A 13,450-nucleotide genomic window follows, 5' to 3' on the forward strand; every position below is an offset into this window, starting at 1 on the left:
GTATTCTTAATTGTTAGCAACTAAAGCTCCGTCAAAAAGCTTGCTTTCAGTTGATTCAATATATTCTTCACCATCACTTAATCCGGAAATTATTTCAATCTTGTTTCCAAATGTTTTTCCGGTTTTTACCCAGCGCAACAGGGCATTACCACTTTGGCTTACGGCATAAATACCAACTAACTGTCCGCGGTGTACCAAGGCATTTTTATCCACAAGAATTCGTTTCTGTGTGCCGTGCTTAAACAGTACCTCGGCATACATGCCGCTGTAAAGTTTAGCTGAACAATTTTCAGGTATTGTTACCAAAACTTTAGCCTGGTATTGGTTGCCGGTATTGGTGGTTGACGGGTTTATCTCTACTATTTTTCCATCCAGCTCGGCTTCAACTGCAGTAAATTTAACTTTAACCGCATCGTTTAACTTTACTTTTGCAATATCGGCTTCGGGTATACGTGCAATTACTTTCCACTGCGACGGACTTTCCATGCTTAACAGTGGCATTCCCGGGTTAGCCATATCGCCTTCCTGTACAAATTTACTGGTGATAACACCGCTGTATGGTGCGCGAATTAGAGCATAACGCATGGTTTCTTCCACTTCTTTTTCCATTTGCTCAATGGCTGCCAAACGGGCTTTGGCCATGTTGTAGTGGGTGCGTATGTCATCCATTTCTTTATCCGATGCACTTTCGGCTGCATAAAGGGCTTCAAATCGTTTCAGGTCTTTTTCTGCGCTTTCAAAAGCTGTTGTTGCTTCCACTTTATTGGCTTCCACCTGTGCTTTTTTTGCTAAAATATCCTGGTTTCTGATTTGAACCAATAAGTCGCCGTTACTAACCTTTTGCCCGGGTTTTACATAAATACGGCTTATCTGTCCCATAATTCGGGTACTTAGGTTACTTTGTTTATCGGCTTCAAGTTTGCCTGAGAAACTATGCATAACAGGGTAATCGGCCAATTTTGCCAGTGTGGTTTGAACTGTAATTTTTTCTTGTTTTGTGGTTGAATTATCTTTTTCTTTTTTACCACATGAAATTGCAATTATTGATAGTAATGCAACAGCAATAATAAATTTTGATTTTTTTAATTGTGCTTTCATTTTGTATGGCGTTTATTCGTTAATATCTTGTTCAATTAGCAGTTCCATTTGAAAAATGGCCTGTTTATAATTATATATTGATTGAATGTATTCAAGTTCTTTTTGCGAGGTTAAGGCTTCTGCCATCAGTAAGTCGGCTGTTTTTTCCAAACCTTGTTTAAAACGATTGGTTCTGATTCTTAATGATTCATTGGCTTGTTCCTTGGCCAGTTTACTCGATTGAATTCGATTGTAATTTAAGGTCATTTTGCGCGTAGCCCGGTTTATTTCAACCTGGCTTTTCGAAAGGTAATCTTCGTAGTTGTACCTGGCTTCATCCAGCTGAGCACTTGCATGCTGTATGGCTCCGGTATTTTTATAACCGTTAAACAAACTCCAGCTTAATGATGCTCCAACCATATAATTATTGGCAGAGGTTCCAAATAGATTGTCATCATTCCATTCCACAGCACCAAATGCATTTAAACGTGGAATAAACTTCATTTTATTTGATTTTACCATGTTTTCGCCGGCCTCTATTTGTTTTTGATAGGCCATCATATCGGAACGGCTTTCAAGATTTACCGTATTTTGGTCGATAATAACCTGCATTGGCGGTTGAATCAGCGAGTCGGTTGTTTCAATCTGCTCGCTAAACTCAAGCCCTAATAAATGAGCAAGAAAATCGTTAGCCGTTTGTTGCTGGTTTTTTGCTTCCAGTAGTTGATTTTTACGTTCTTCAAGCCTAACGGATGCTTCAAGTACATCTGCCTCTTTGGCAAATCCCTGCTCGGCATTGTCTTTTGTTAGGCGCAGTGCTTCGTTGGCAACTGCTACAGATTTTTCCAATACCTTAACCGACGACTCTGCCAGCTCCAGCATGAAATACGCGTTTTTTACCTCGTACCGAATGTTTAATTTAACACGGTTACTTTGAAATGATAGAGCATCCAACTGATTTTTTGCAGCCTTTCTGGCATAAATTCCATCGAGATTAAGCAGCGGTTGTTGCAGTTCCAATTTGGTTTGGAAATTCTCCATCGTTCCCGGATCATTTAGCAAATCAGGATTAAAATCTGATTCTTGCACAATTTCCTGCTTCAGTTTAAAACCAAAGGCAGATAAAGGATCGTTTGTAGAAACACCGGTATGACTGGCTTCAAGTCCAGGGAGGAACACTGAATTGGTCATGCGGTATTGGGCACGTGCTGCCTCAATGCGGGCTTCTGCACTTTTTACATTTAGGTTGTTTTCGTCAGCCAGGGTTAAAGCTTCACTTAAACTCAATGGTCTTGGTTGGGCCATTAAAATTGCCGGTGTGATTAGCAGCAATAAAAATACGTAATTGAATTTTTGTGTTGACATATTATTAATCGTTTTTGATTCTTTTTCACTGCAAATATATGTTATTAAATATAAATATCTATATAAATAGATATATAAATAATTTATCAGTCATACTTTTAATCTATTAGCTTGTTAAGCTGCGGAATGGTGGCGATACTGCGCTTATGAAAAAAGGCTGTTGCAATCAAAATACTGATTCTGTTAATTCTTAGTTTACAGTGCAGTACGGAGTTTTTAATGTCTGGGTTTCAGTTTTTGTAAGGATATATTTGAAAAAATATACAAACTGTTAAACATTATCTCAATGTTAAAAAATTGAGATAATGTTCAATATAGCTCGTGTTGGGGGTACAACTGCTAATAATTGGGTAAAAGGTTTGGAGGATGTAGTAAGGCGGTTTACTTAAAGGATTGCTGCAAGGCTACCATTTTTATGGCTGTTACAGCTGCTTCGTCTCCTTTATTGCCAAGTTTACCGCCGGCGCGATCAAGTGCTTGCTGCTCGTTGTTGGTGGTTAGTACGCCAAAAATAAACGGTTTGTTATACTTCAGATTTAAATCTTTTGTACCCTGGGTAACACCTTCGCAAATGTAGTCGAAGTGGCGGGTATCGCCCTGAATAACACAGCCCAGCAAAATAACCGCATCAACGTTATCCATTTCTGCAAAAAACTGTCCGCCCAAAGGCAGCTCAAAAGTGCCAGGAACATATTTTACTGAAATATTATCATCGGTAGCACCATGTTTTTTTAAGGTATCGACAGCTCCATTGGCCAATGCCGAAGTTATTTCCCAATTCCATTCTGCCACAACAATGCCAAAACGCATATTTTCTGCCGTTGGTACCGAGTTTATATCGTATGCTGATAAGTCTTTTGTTGCCATAATTTAATTGTTTAAAATTGCGCCGGGCGCAATATGTATTTCTACAAACAAAAAACCCCTCAGAAGAGGGGTGTAACTATCATTTGAATTGTTTTGTTAATTCAATTTTGTTTTAATGCGTGCGATGTACCGATCGGCATTTGTTCCTTCTGTAGAAGTCGGATATTTTTCCTTAATCTCCTCATACAAAGCCAGTGCATTTTCCAACTCATCCATCGACTCCAGCAGGTTTGCCGCTTTCATCATATAAACCGGAGTGGTAAGTTCATTGTCGGTTACTGCATATGCCTTTTTGTATTGTTTTAATGCTTTGTCGCTTTCACCCAATTCAAGAAAAGCGTCTCCTTTAGCTCCTTCGGCTACCGGTGCAAGCAACAAATCATCAGTTTTAAAATCGTTCAAATAATCAAGTGCTGCTTCATAGTCTCCCATGTACAGGTAAGAAATACCGGTGTAGTATTTTGCACGATTAGCTGATTTTGTTATTCCGTAATCATCAATAATATCCAAAAACCCAAGGTAATTTCCATCGCCATTAATGGCCAGGTTAAATGAGTCCTTTGCAAAATAATTCTCGGCCATAAACATTTGCGAGATAGCCTCGTCCTCTTTTGGTTGTAAATAAAACTTATTAAAACCAAGGTACAAGGCAACAACTACAATTACACCACCAATTGCGTAACTGATGATTTTTGAGTTGTCTTCGATAAACTGTTCCGTTTTTGTTAACGCGCTTTCAAGTTCTTGTAAATTATCGGCCTGTTCTACATTCTTCTTTGCCATTTCTGTCTTTTTCAAAATTGTGCCGCAAAAATAGCTTTTTTTTCAAAACTGCTTCTGCAATGCCACTATTATTTTGCAGAATAATCAACATAAACCTGTTATTAACTGCTTTTTGTCAACATTTCGGAAATGTGCAGGCATTTTATTTAGTTTTGTGGCAACGAATGTAAATACATTGCTAATGTATATTGAAGAGATTTTAATTGTAAATTTTAAAAATATCCTGGAAGTAAAAGCTGTTTTTTCTCCTAAACTGAACTGTTTTATCGGAAAAAACGGGGCTGGCAAAACAAATATGCTCGATGCAATCTATTACCTGTCGTTTTGCAAAAGTTTTTTTAATGCAACCGACCAGTTAAATATTAATCACGAAGAGAGCTTTTTTATGCTAAACGGAAGTTATGCGCGGAAAAGTTCGAAGGAGATTATAAATTGTGGTTTGCAAAAAGGACAGAAAAAACAGTTTAAACGAAATACCAAGGTTTATAAGAAATTACAGGAACATATTGGCTTGTTACCCCTGGTAATGATTACACCATCGGATGTGAACCTGATTTTAGGGGGAAGCGACGAACGTCGAAAATTTATGGATGGGGTTATTTCGCAATACAACCAGGCCTATCTTGATGATCTTTTAAAATACAACAGGGCATTGGTTCAACGCAATAATTTGTTAAAGCAATTTGTAGCTGAGCGGTATTTCGACGAAGATTTGCTGGGTATTTGGGATGATCAATTGATCGAATACGGATGCCGTATTCATGATGAACGGAAAAAATTTGTGGAGAAGTTAATCCCGGTTTTTCAGCGCTACTATAATTATATTTCGCAAGGTAATGAGGTCGTAGAACTAGTCCATCAGTCGGACCTTTACGATGCTGATTTTAAAACGATGCTAAAGGCGGCTTTGCCAAAAGACCGGATTGTACAGCATACCACCGTAGGAATTCATAAAGATGATTTACAGTTAAAAATTGGTGAGTATCTTATAAAAAAGCTCGGGTCGCAGGGGCAAAAGAAAACTTATCTTGTGGCGCTAAAACTGGCCCAGTTCGATTTTATAAAGGAAATTTCGGGGCAAAAACCGATTTTATTACTGGATGATATTTTCGACAAGCTGGATCACCACCGGGTAGAGCAAATAGTTACTGCTGTAGCAGGCGAACAGTTCGGTCAGATTTTTATTACCGACACCAATCGCGAGCATTTGGATACCATTATAAAAAAAATGGATGCCGATTATCGGATATTTAATGTTGAATCAGGAAAAGTAGAATTGGCAAAATGAGAAGAAGCAATACGCAGTCGTTAAGCGAAGTGTTAAAAGAGTTTATCGAGCAAAACCGCATGGAACGAAAGCTTAAAGAGGTTGATATCGTGCAGGGATGGGAAAACTTGCTCGGAAAAACCATTGCACGCTATACCCGCAATATTTACATCAGGAACCAGGTTTTATATGTTGAAATTACATCGAGTGTAGTTAAAAATGAGTTGTTTCTGATGCGAGAAGAAATTTGCAGGCGCATTAATTCCAATGCCGGCGAAGAAATTATAACCCGAATTGTTTTTAAATAACAGGTAAGCAATGAATATAGACGATTTAAATGAAAATTTTGGAGTAGAAGGAGAAGTGTGTTTTATGGAGTTGGAGGGCGACCTTCCATTTATTACCGTAACCAATAAATACGCTGAAGCGGATATTTGTTTATATGGTGCACAGATAACTGGTTTCAGACCGGCAGGTACCACTGATGTTTTATGGATGAGCCCTTACAGTGTTTTTGAAGTGGGTAAAGCCATACGCGGCGGAATTCCCGTTTGTTTTCCATGGTTTGGTCCGCACGCCGAAAATGCAGATTTTCCGCAACACGGATTTGCACGTACATCGATGTGGCAGGTGCTGGAAGTAAAAACTCTTGAAAAAGGAGAAACTTCTGTTGCTTTACAGCTAAACAATTCGGCTCAAACCCAAAAATTCTGGCCACACGAATTTGCGGCTAAAATGATATTTATAATTGGCAAATCATTGTCGGTAACGCTTGAAGTTAGCAATACTTCCACTCATGAATTTTCGTACACTGCTGCCTTGCACAGCTATTTTAACCTTTCAGGTGTTGAAAACATCAGCATCGAGGGGCTGGAAAATACATCCTACGAAAACCAGCTGGATGGTAAACGTTACACACAGGGCGAAAAATTATTGGGAATTTCGGAAGCTATTACCAGGCATTATTTTAATACAACTGCTGATTGTGTAATTACCGACCCTTATTTTAATAGAAACATACGTATTGGAAAAGAAGGCAGTAAGTGTTCAACCGTTTGGAACCCATGGGCAGCAACCTGCAAACAGATGAGTGATATGCCAAATAATGCCTACGAAACATTTGTTTGCCTTGAAACGGTAAATAATATCAACGACAAAATTGTACTGGCGCCGGGACAATCGCATGGCACAACAGCAATTATCAGCATAGAGTAATTAGTCGTAAAAACGTTCGAAAGTCGAAAAGAAAAAATCGGCCTCGCGCTTTGCATTTTCATCACTGTCGGCACCATGAACCGCATTTTGAGTAACACTGCAGGCAAACATTTTGCGTACGGTTCCTTCAGCCGCATTATCGGGATTAGTGGCACCAATCAGTTCGCGGTAATCAGCAATTGCATTTTCTTTTTCAAGAATGGCGGCAACAATAGGCCCCGAGCTCATAAATTTTACCAGTTCATCGTAAAAAGGTTTTCCCTGGTGAACTTCGTAAAACGAAGCTGCCTGCGTGCCCGACATGCGTGTAAGCTTCATCGCCCGAATTACAAAACCGGCTTCATTTATCATTTTCAGAATTGCGCCAACATAATTTTTTTTAACCGCACCGGGTTTAATCATGGTAAAAGTTACGTTTCCAGCCATCTTTTAATTTTTAAATGTTCGTATTCCAATTCTTACAACAACAGCAAATCGCTTTTGCTCACTTTTTTAATAAAATACTTGTCTTCTACAATATTAACAAAAATTGGGTTACATACGTTTTCGGGCGAAGCTAGATTTTTTATCTTTGCCAATTCTAATTTTTTGATATTTTGAAAAATACTGAAATAGAGATTATTACGTCAATAAGTACATTGCTTAAAGCAAAGGCTTTAAAGATTGCAATTGTGCCACACGAAAATCCTGACGGTGATGCCATAGGCTCGGCTCTGGGCCTGGGACAGGTACTTAAAAACTACGGGCACGAAGTAAAGGTTTTGTCGCCAAATAGTTATCCTGATTTTTTAAAATGGTTTTCGGCTGAAGTGCCCGTGCTGATGTATAACGAGGATAAGAAAACAGCTAAAAACTGGTTGAAAGTGGCAGATGTAATGATTTGCGTTGATTTTAATGATGCCAGTCGGGCAGGAATATTGGAAAAGAAAATTCTGGAGTTCCCGAATAAAAAAGTGATGATCGATCATCATCCGTACCCCAAAGAATTTTGCGATTTTAGGATTTCGGAAACTTCGTATAGCTCAACTGCTGAACTGGTTTATGATGTTTTATGCAAAGCTGGTTTTCAATCGTACTTTTCGCAAAGCGCAGCAGAAGCATTGTATACCGGCATATTAACCGATACCGGAGGCTTTAGCCACAATATTTCAAAAAATACATTCAGGGTGGTGGCAGAGCTCTTAAATTACGATATCGAAACCGATAAAATTCAATCAGCTGTGTTTCATAACTTTTCGGCCGACCGAATGAAGCTGCTAGGTTTCTGTTTGAACGAAAAAATGCAGGTGTTCCCGGAATACAGAGCTGCGGTGATAAGCATTAGTAAAAAGGAACTGGAACATTTTAATTTTCAGCCCGGCGATACCGAGGGCTTTGTAAATTACCCTTTATCTATAAAAAATATAGTGTTTAGTGCGTTGTTTATTGAAAAAGACGACTTTGTAAAAGCTTCATTCCGCTCTAAAGGTGATTTTCCGGCCAATGCTTTTTCCGCTGAAAACTTTAACGGAGGCGGGCATCTTAATGCCGCAGGAGGGGAGTCGGAATTGAGTTTTGAGGATACATTAACAAAGTTCGCGCAACTTTTACCCCGGTATGCGCATCAATTGTTGAAGACAACAATTTAAAAATGGTAAAAATGAATTTGAAATTAATTACAAGATTTTTATTGGCGAGTATTATCGGTTTAGCTTTATGGGCATGTGTTGACGAAAGCGAAGATTATGTGCCGCCGACAAAAGCTGAAGAAGCAGCTCTTTTGAGCGAGTATTTAGATACCCTGCAAAACAGAGGGCTTGATATTGATACGACCTCCATGGGGGTGTATTATATAATTGATTCAGTAGGTAATGGTAATTACGCATACGCAGGCGATACCTGTGTAGTAAAATATACCGGCTTTTTTCTTACGGGAGATGTTTTTGATACTTCAGGAAGCAACACCTTCCAATTTGTATTGGAAGGTGACAACCTTATTGAAGGTTGGACTGATGGCATGAAAGTAATTGATGAAGGAGGAAAAGCCTACCTGATTGTGCCTTCGGAACATGCCTATGGAACAAACGGGGTAATGGATTACTACGGAAACTATTCAATTCCGCCAAATACTTCGCTTGTTTTTTACATCGAGATGGTGGAAATCAAACCACTTGATTAAATTTGCAGGATATAGTAGAAAGACAAACTGTTTGTAATAGAAAATAATTAAAGGTCAGATGAAGAAAACACTGTCATGGATTTTGTTATTGTTGGGTGCTGTAGGATATTTAGCCTGCGATGATGGAATAGATTACGAAAAAATGAGGCAGGAAGAATTAGCCCTGCTGGAAGAATACATTAACGAAGTTCATCCGGATGGCGAGCCAACAGCATCCGGGCTTTATTATTTTAACGAGAGCGGAACCGGCGAAGGAGACACGATAAAAACCGGCGACCGGGTACAGTTGTATTATGCAACCTGGTCGTTAATTGATGGCCCCGACAGCATTTTGGTTGACGAAACAAATGGTTATTTAGATGGCCACAGGTACGAACCTTATGAAGTAATTGTGGGGGCAGGACAGTCGATTACAGGACTGGAAGAGGCCTTGTTATACATGCAGAAAGGAACAAGATCGCACCTGGTTATTAATTCTGAGTTAGCCTATGGTCAGCAAGGTTCCGGAACTCTTATCGGAGCTTTTCAAACCATTTTAATGGAAGTGGAAATTTACAAGGTTATTCCATTTGAATTTAACGAAGACGAAGAGTAATAGTCTTGTTTACAGTTTTTTATGAACAGAGCCCAGCTGTTAAAAAAATTACTTCCCGGTTTTATTCCTCTTTTTGTTTTTATCGCTGCCGATGAAATTTGGGGGACTAAAATCGGGTTGTTAGTTGCCATAGGTGTTGGAATTGCCGAAATGTTGTGGATTGCTGTTAAAGAAAAGCGATTCGAGAAATTTGTTCTTTTTGATACTTTACTGCTGCTCGTGCTTGGTGGGGTTTCCATTTTACTCGAAAATGATATCTTTTTTAAGCTAAAACCCGGATTAATTGAACTGATTCTGGTGGCGATTTTAGCCATATCGGCATTTTCAAAAATAAATGTTATTGGATTAATGGGGCAGCGTTATATAAAAGATGTAACGTTTGATGATGCTCAAATACAGCAAATGCGCCACAGCATAAAAGTGCTGTTTTTTATTTTTTTGGGGCATACTATTCTGGTTTTTTATTCGGCTTTTTATATGAGTAAAGAAGCCTGGGCCTTCATTAGTGGTGGCTTGTTTTACATTATTTTTGGTGTGTACTTTTTATATGAATTTGTTCGTCAGCGTATGAAGCAGAAAAAAATGCAGCAATCACTCGAAAATGAGGAATGGGTGCCATTGGTTGACGAGAACGGAAAGGTGACAGGGCAGGCCCCACGCAGCAATGTGCACGATGGCAGCAAACTTTTACATCCGGTGGTGCACTTGCATGTGTTGAATAAGAATGGAGCCATTTTACTGCAAAAACGTCCGCAACACAAACTCATTCAGCCCGGGAAATGGGATACAGCAGTTGGAGGGCACATTACAGCAGGAGAGACCATCGAACAGGCCCTGAAAAAGGAAGCTTTTGAAGAAATTGGCTTAAAATATTTTTCAGCCAAATTGCAAAAGGTGTACAAATGGGAATCTGAGGTGGAGTCGGAACTTATTTATCTTTTTACCACGTACAATACAAAAGGTATCGGAATTCAGTCGGATGAAGTGGATGAGTTAAAATTCTGGACGAAAAACCAGGTGGCGAAAAACATTGGAGAAGATGTTTTTACCCCTAATTTTGAACACGAATTTAAGTTGTTGAAGGAAATGGGTATTCTACTTCCGTAATGGCAATTGAGCGATAAGCTTTTTATCTTAAGTAATTGATTATCCCAACAAAAAAATTACCGGTTGTTTATGCAAATCGGGCACTCCGCCTTTTTTCCATTCCTGAATAGTTTTGGTTTGAATAAATTCTTTTTCGCCGGTAATATTAGCTGCGATGCACAACAGGGTTGATTGCGAGCAACCTTTTAAAACATCGGCAACCAGCTGGTTATTTCGATAAGGCGTTTCGATAAAAATTTGTGTTTGCTGCGTATTTTTTATGGTTTTTTCCAGGTTTTGTAATTCACGTATGCGTTCTTGTGGTTTTACAGGTAAATAACCTTTAAACGCAAAATTCTGTCCATTCATTCCCGAAGCCATTAGTGCCAGTAAAATAGATGAAGGGCCCACAATAGGAACTACTTTTATGCCCCGTTTATGTGCCATTTTTACTATTTCGGCGCCCGGGTCGGCAACACCGGGGCAACCTGCTTCCGAAATTACAGCAACATCATTTCCATCAACCACAGGTTTTAAAAACTTTGGTAAATCGGCGGCATTGGTTCTTTTATTAATCTCAAAAAAGGTACATGCGTCAATATCAATTTCGCGGTTAACCTGTTTCATAAACCGGCGTGCTGTTCGAATATTTTCAACAATAAAATATTTTGTATTTGTTAGAATTGAGCCAACCTGTGCAGGTAAAACAGCCTGCCAGTCGCCTTCAGCCAATACATTCGGAACCAAATAAAGTGTTGCCATTTCGTAAAATGATTTTTGCAAAAGTAGTTATAATAGTTGTTTCACCATTGCTTTTGTTAATTTTGCGGCAAATGGCAAATCCTTCAATAAAAATTAAAGCAACACTACTCGGAACCGGAACCTCTCAGGGGGTGCCTGTGGTTGCCTGTAACTGCGACGTTTGTGCTTCAGAAGACCCGAAGGACAAGCGACTTCGTTCGTCGCTTTTGCTTACCATAAACCAGCAAAATTTTGTTATTGATGCCGGCCCGGATTTTAGGCAACAAATGTTACGCGAACAGGTGGAGTCCTTACGTGCCATTTTGCTAACCCACGAACATGTCGACCATATCTTTGGACTCGACGACATTCGCTCGTACAATTGGATACAGAAAAATCCGATGGAAATTTATGCTGAGGAGCGGGTGCAAAAAGCCATTAAACGCATTTTTAATTATGTGTTTGCCAGTTTTAAATATCCGGGCATACCGAAGATGCATCTCAAGTCAGTAGATGGCCGCTTGTTCGCTATTGATGGCATTGAGTTTATGCCCATTAGATGCTGGCACCATAAATTGCCTGTGTATGGTTATCGGGTGGGGGATTTAACCTACATTACCGATACTAATTTTATTGAAGAAAGCGAACTTCAAAAAATTGCCGGAACAAGAGTACTGATTATAAATTGCCTGCGAAAGGAAAAGCACCTTTCGCATTTTAACCTTGATGAAGTTTTGGCAATTGTTAATCGGGTAAATCCAGATCAAACGTATCTAACGCACATTAGCCACGCTTTTGGAAAGTATGAAACCGTACAGGCTGAATTACCCGATAATGTTTTTCTTGCCTACGATGGATTAGAGCTGGAGCTGTAATCAGCACTCTGCCATTGCATCATAAATTTTAAAACAGTTTGCAAGAAAAGTACAGGTGTTTGCTGTGCTTTAGTCTTTTTGTTTTAGCCAGGGCAGACTAACCAAAATTGCCGAAACCAGGTAGATTAAACCCGCAAAAATTAATGCTTTGTTTAAACTTATATTGTCGGTAATCCAGCCCAGCAACGGCCCAATTCCGGCAAAAGCAATCCGAATAACAAAATTGCGAACCGAAAGCATGGTGGCCCTTACTTCGCTGGCAGTGTGTTCGTTAATGTAATTTTTTAAAATAGGAGTTGCAATTCCACGTACCAGGTAAAACATAAACAGAAAAACAAAGCCCCCGTACGATACCTTAATTCCTGACAATATGTAACCAGCAGTGAGCAAAATGATAATGAATAGAATTGACCACTTTTTTCCTAAAAATAGCTCAAATTTATAGGCAAATACGCTTGATATACCCACCGTTAGGTTTAGGGCTGTCCAGAATACACCAAACAATTCAACGGGCAAATCAATGGCTTTAAAAAAGGGTTGTACAAACCAGGCAAATGTTAAGGTGGCCGTTCCGGTAACAGCTGATAATAGAATGGCTACACGCAGGTTTTGGTTACTAATAAAAGTGTCGCGAATATTTTTAACTAACTTTTTTATGGAATGTACATGTTCGGTTGTATGTATTTTGGGTTCAACCATAGTTATTGCCACCGGAATGGCAAGAGCCGCCACCGCAAACTGAAAGTAAAATGGTGTACGAAAACTAATAGCGGCCAGCAGGCCGCCTATAACTCCGGCTATGGCCTCTGCAAAGTTGCCTGCCGAGGTAATCCGTCCTTCTTCCCGCACATATTTATTGGTTTTGTTATCGGCTTTTAAACTATCGTAAAGCATGGCCGAGTCGGCTCCCGAAACAAAAGAATGTCCAATTCCAAGGATAATTTCGGCAATAACAAATGCCCAAAAACCATACGAGAAACTGTAAATCAGAAAACCGGCACTCCCCAATATGCTACCCAAAACGAGCGTTTTTTTACGTCCCCAAACATCTGCCATCCAGCCCGATGGTATTTCCATGGTAACAATGGCAACCGAATAAATGGCTTTTAGTACAAACAATTCGTAGGTGCCCATGCTGTTGCTTTCTATAAAAAGCAGCATAATGGGCATAACCATATTAAACCATTTCGAGATTTTTACCAGGTAGAGCCGCGGTATGTTTTTGCTGAAGTTTGTCATCCGGTTAGCCGCAAAAATAGTGTTTCATTTCAATTTGCCGAGTATTTACCTATGCGCTTGTAATTATTAAGATAAAACACAAAAATGCTTTTAATTTGAAAGTAGAATTATATTTTTGCTTTCACAGACAAGACAACTTAAAAGTATTAACCGCACATAATTGGTGCAGAAAATATGAGGAG

Annotated in this window: 15 protein-coding genes; 8 read left to right on the forward strand and 7 right to left on the reverse strand. The window is 39.3% G+C overall.

What is annotated here, in order from left to right:
• Positions 1-6 precede the first annotated feature (6 nt).
• The 4 genes from QZ574_RS11600 to QZ574_RS11615 form a co-directional block, all read right to left on the reverse strand.
• Positions 7-1,098, reverse strand: a complete 1,092-nt coding sequence (locus QZ574_RS11600; protein WP_297089655.1) for an efflux RND transporter periplasmic adaptor subunit — start codon at positions 1,096-1,098, stop codon at positions 7-9.
• 12 nt (positions 1,099-1,110) lie between these two features.
• The gene (locus tag QZ574_RS11605) at positions 1,111-2,442 is read right to left on the reverse strand and encodes a TolC family protein (protein ID WP_297089656.1); all 1,332 of its coding nucleotides are present in this window, start codon (positions 2,440-2,442) and stop codon (positions 1,111-1,113) included.
• A gap of 381 nt (positions 2,443-2,823) precedes the next feature.
• A complete protein-coding gene (gene ribH / locus QZ574_RS11610) occupies positions 2,824-3,309 on the reverse strand; it encodes a 6,7-dimethyl-8-ribityllumazine synthase (protein WP_297089657.1) in 486 nt (161 codons plus the stop codon).
• A gap of 96 nt (positions 3,310-3,405) precedes the next feature.
• Positions 3,406-4,092, reverse strand: coding sequence for a tetratricopeptide repeat protein (locus tag QZ574_RS11615; RefSeq protein WP_297089658.1), 687 nt, complete (start codon positions 4,090-4,092; stop codon positions 3,406-3,408).
• Positions 4,093-4,273: 181 nt separating this feature from the next.
• Here QZ574_RS11615 and QZ574_RS11620 point away from each other — a divergent pair, with 181 nt between their 5' ends.
• Genes QZ574_RS11620 through QZ574_RS11630 form a run of 3 tightly spaced genes read left to right on the forward strand, consistent with a single transcriptional unit; the run spans position 4,274 to position 6,574 of the window.
• Complete coding sequence (locus tag QZ574_RS11620) at positions 4,274-5,380, forward strand: DNA replication/repair protein RecF (RefSeq protein WP_297089659.1); 1,107 nt, start codon at positions 4,274-4,276, stop codon at positions 5,378-5,380.
• Positions 5,377-5,667 carry a DUF721 domain-containing protein gene (locus tag QZ574_RS11625; protein ID WP_297089660.1) on the forward strand — a complete coding sequence of 97 codons (291 nt, stop codon included), beginning with the start codon at positions 5,377-5,379 and terminating at the stop codon, positions 5,665-5,667. The genes QZ574_RS11620 and QZ574_RS11625 overlap by 4 nt, the downstream gene beginning before the upstream one ends.
• 10 nt (positions 5,668-5,677) lie before the next feature.
• Positions 5,678-6,574 (forward strand): D-hexose-6-phosphate mutarotase, encoded by an 897-nt coding sequence (locus tag QZ574_RS11630; RefSeq protein ID WP_297089661.1) that lies wholly within the window; start codon positions 5,678-5,680, stop codon positions 6,572-6,574.
• Here QZ574_RS11630 and QZ574_RS11635 read toward each other — a convergent pair whose 3' ends face one another.
• A complete protein-coding gene (locus tag QZ574_RS11635) occupies positions 6,575-7,000 on the reverse strand; it encodes a nucleoside-diphosphate kinase (protein WP_297089662.1) in 426 nt (141 codons plus the stop codon).
• Between the two features lie 170 nt (positions 7,001-7,170).
• On the opposite strand from QZ574_RS11635, the gene QZ574_RS11640 reads away from it, so the two are divergent.
• Genes QZ574_RS11640 through QZ574_RS11655 form a run of 4 tightly spaced genes read left to right on the forward strand, consistent with a single transcriptional unit; the run spans position 7,171 to position 10,434 of the window.
• On the forward strand, positions 7,171-8,202 hold the full coding sequence (locus tag QZ574_RS11640) for a bifunctional oligoribonuclease/PAP phosphatase NrnA (protein WP_297089663.1): 1,032 nt from the start codon (positions 7,171-7,173) through the stop codon (positions 8,200-8,202).
• Between the two features lie 11 nt (positions 8,203-8,213).
• The gene (locus QZ574_RS11645; RefSeq protein ID WP_297089664.1) at positions 8,214-8,732 is read left to right on the forward strand and encodes an FKBP-type peptidyl-prolyl cis-trans isomerase; all 519 of its coding nucleotides are present in this window, start codon (positions 8,214-8,216) and stop codon (positions 8,730-8,732) included.
• Positions 8,733-8,790: 58 nt separating this feature from the next.
• Positions 8,791-9,327: an FKBP-type peptidyl-prolyl cis-trans isomerase gene (locus QZ574_RS11650; RefSeq protein ID WP_297089665.1), complete on the forward strand. Its 537-nt coding sequence runs from the start codon at positions 8,791-8,793 to the stop codon at positions 9,325-9,327.
• 21 nt (positions 9,328-9,348) lie between these two features.
• Positions 9,349-10,434 (forward strand): NUDIX domain-containing protein, encoded by a 1,086-nt coding sequence (locus tag QZ574_RS11655; protein ID WP_297089666.1) that lies wholly within the window; start codon positions 9,349-9,351, stop codon positions 10,432-10,434.
• 39 nt (positions 10,435-10,473) lie between these two features.
• Here the strand turns inward: QZ574_RS11655 and QZ574_RS11660 are convergent, their stop codons facing one another.
• Positions 10,474-11,175 carry an SAM-dependent methyltransferase gene (locus QZ574_RS11660; RefSeq protein ID WP_297089667.1) on the reverse strand — a complete coding sequence of 234 codons (702 nt, stop codon included), beginning with the start codon at positions 11,173-11,175 and terminating at the stop codon, positions 10,474-10,476.
• 71 nt (positions 11,176-11,246) lie between these two features.
• On the opposite strand from QZ574_RS11660, the gene QZ574_RS11665 reads away from it, so the two are divergent.
• Positions 11,247-12,029 carry an MBL fold metallo-hydrolase gene (locus QZ574_RS11665; RefSeq protein ID WP_297089668.1) on the forward strand — a complete coding sequence of 261 codons (783 nt, stop codon included), beginning with the start codon at positions 11,247-11,249 and terminating at the stop codon, positions 12,027-12,029.
• A gap of 69 nt (positions 12,030-12,098) precedes the next feature.
• Here QZ574_RS11665 and QZ574_RS11670 read toward each other — a convergent pair whose 3' ends face one another.
• Entirely contained in the window at positions 12,099-13,268 is a 1,170-nt protein-coding gene (locus QZ574_RS11670) for an MFS transporter (RefSeq protein ID WP_297089669.1), read from the reverse strand.
• Between the last annotated feature and the right edge of the window lie 182 nt (positions 13,269-13,450).

This window comes from uncultured Draconibacterium sp., assembly GCF_913063105.1.
Taxonomy (GTDB): Bacteria; Bacteroidota; Bacteroidia; order Bacteroidales; family Prolixibacteraceae; genus Draconibacterium.

Bases quoted from the DNA above. Each gene is read 5' to 3' on its own strand.
- QZ574_RS11645 (WP_297089664.1), top strand. From the start codon at position 8,214: ATGAATTTGAAATTAATTACAAGATTTTTATTGGCGAGTATTATCGGT.
- QZ574_RS11625 (WP_297089660.1), top strand. From the start codon at position 5,377: ATGAGAAGAAGCAATACGCAGTCGTTAAGCGAAGTGTTAAAAGAGTTT.
- ribH (WP_297089657.1), bottom strand. From the start codon at position 3,309: ATGGCAACAAAAGACTTATCAGCATACGATATAAACTCGGTACCAACG.
- QZ574_RS11615 (WP_297089658.1), bottom strand. From the start codon at position 4,092: ATGGCAAAGAAGAATGTAGAACAGGCCGATAATTTACAAGAACTTGAA.
- QZ574_RS11650 (WP_297089665.1), top strand. From the start codon at position 8,791: ATGAAGAAAACACTGTCATGGATTTTGTTATTGTTGGGTGCTGTAGGA.
- QZ574_RS11665 (WP_297089668.1), top strand. From the start codon at position 11,247: ATGGCAAATCCTTCAATAAAAATTAAAGCAACACTACTCGGAACCGGA.
- QZ574_RS11630 (WP_297089661.1), top strand. From the start codon at position 5,678: ATGAATATAGACGATTTAAATGAAAATTTTGGAGTAGAAGGAGAAGTG.
- QZ574_RS11655 (WP_297089666.1), top strand. From the start codon at position 9,349: ATGAACAGAGCCCAGCTGTTAAAAAAATTACTTCCCGGTTTTATTCCT.
- QZ574_RS11660 (WP_297089667.1), bottom strand. From the start codon at position 11,175: ATGGCAACACTTTATTTGGTTCCGAATGTATTGGCTGAAGGCGACTGG.
- QZ574_RS11620 (WP_297089659.1), top strand. From the start codon at position 4,274: ATGTATATTGAAGAGATTTTAATTGTAAATTTTAAAAATATCCTGGAA.
- QZ574_RS11600 (WP_297089655.1), bottom strand. From the start codon at position 1,098: ATGAAAGCACAATTAAAAAAATCAAAATTTATTATTGCTGTTGCATTA.
- QZ574_RS11670 (WP_297089669.1), bottom strand. From the start codon at position 13,268: ATGACAAACTTCAGCAAAAACATACCGCGGCTCTACCTGGTAAAAATC.
- QZ574_RS11605 (WP_297089656.1), bottom strand. From the start codon at position 2,442: ATGTCAACACAAAAATTCAATTACGTATTTTTATTGCTGCTAATCACA.
- QZ574_RS11635 (WP_297089662.1), bottom strand. From the start codon at position 7,000: ATGGCTGGAAACGTAACTTTTACCATGATTAAACCCGGTGCGGTTAAA.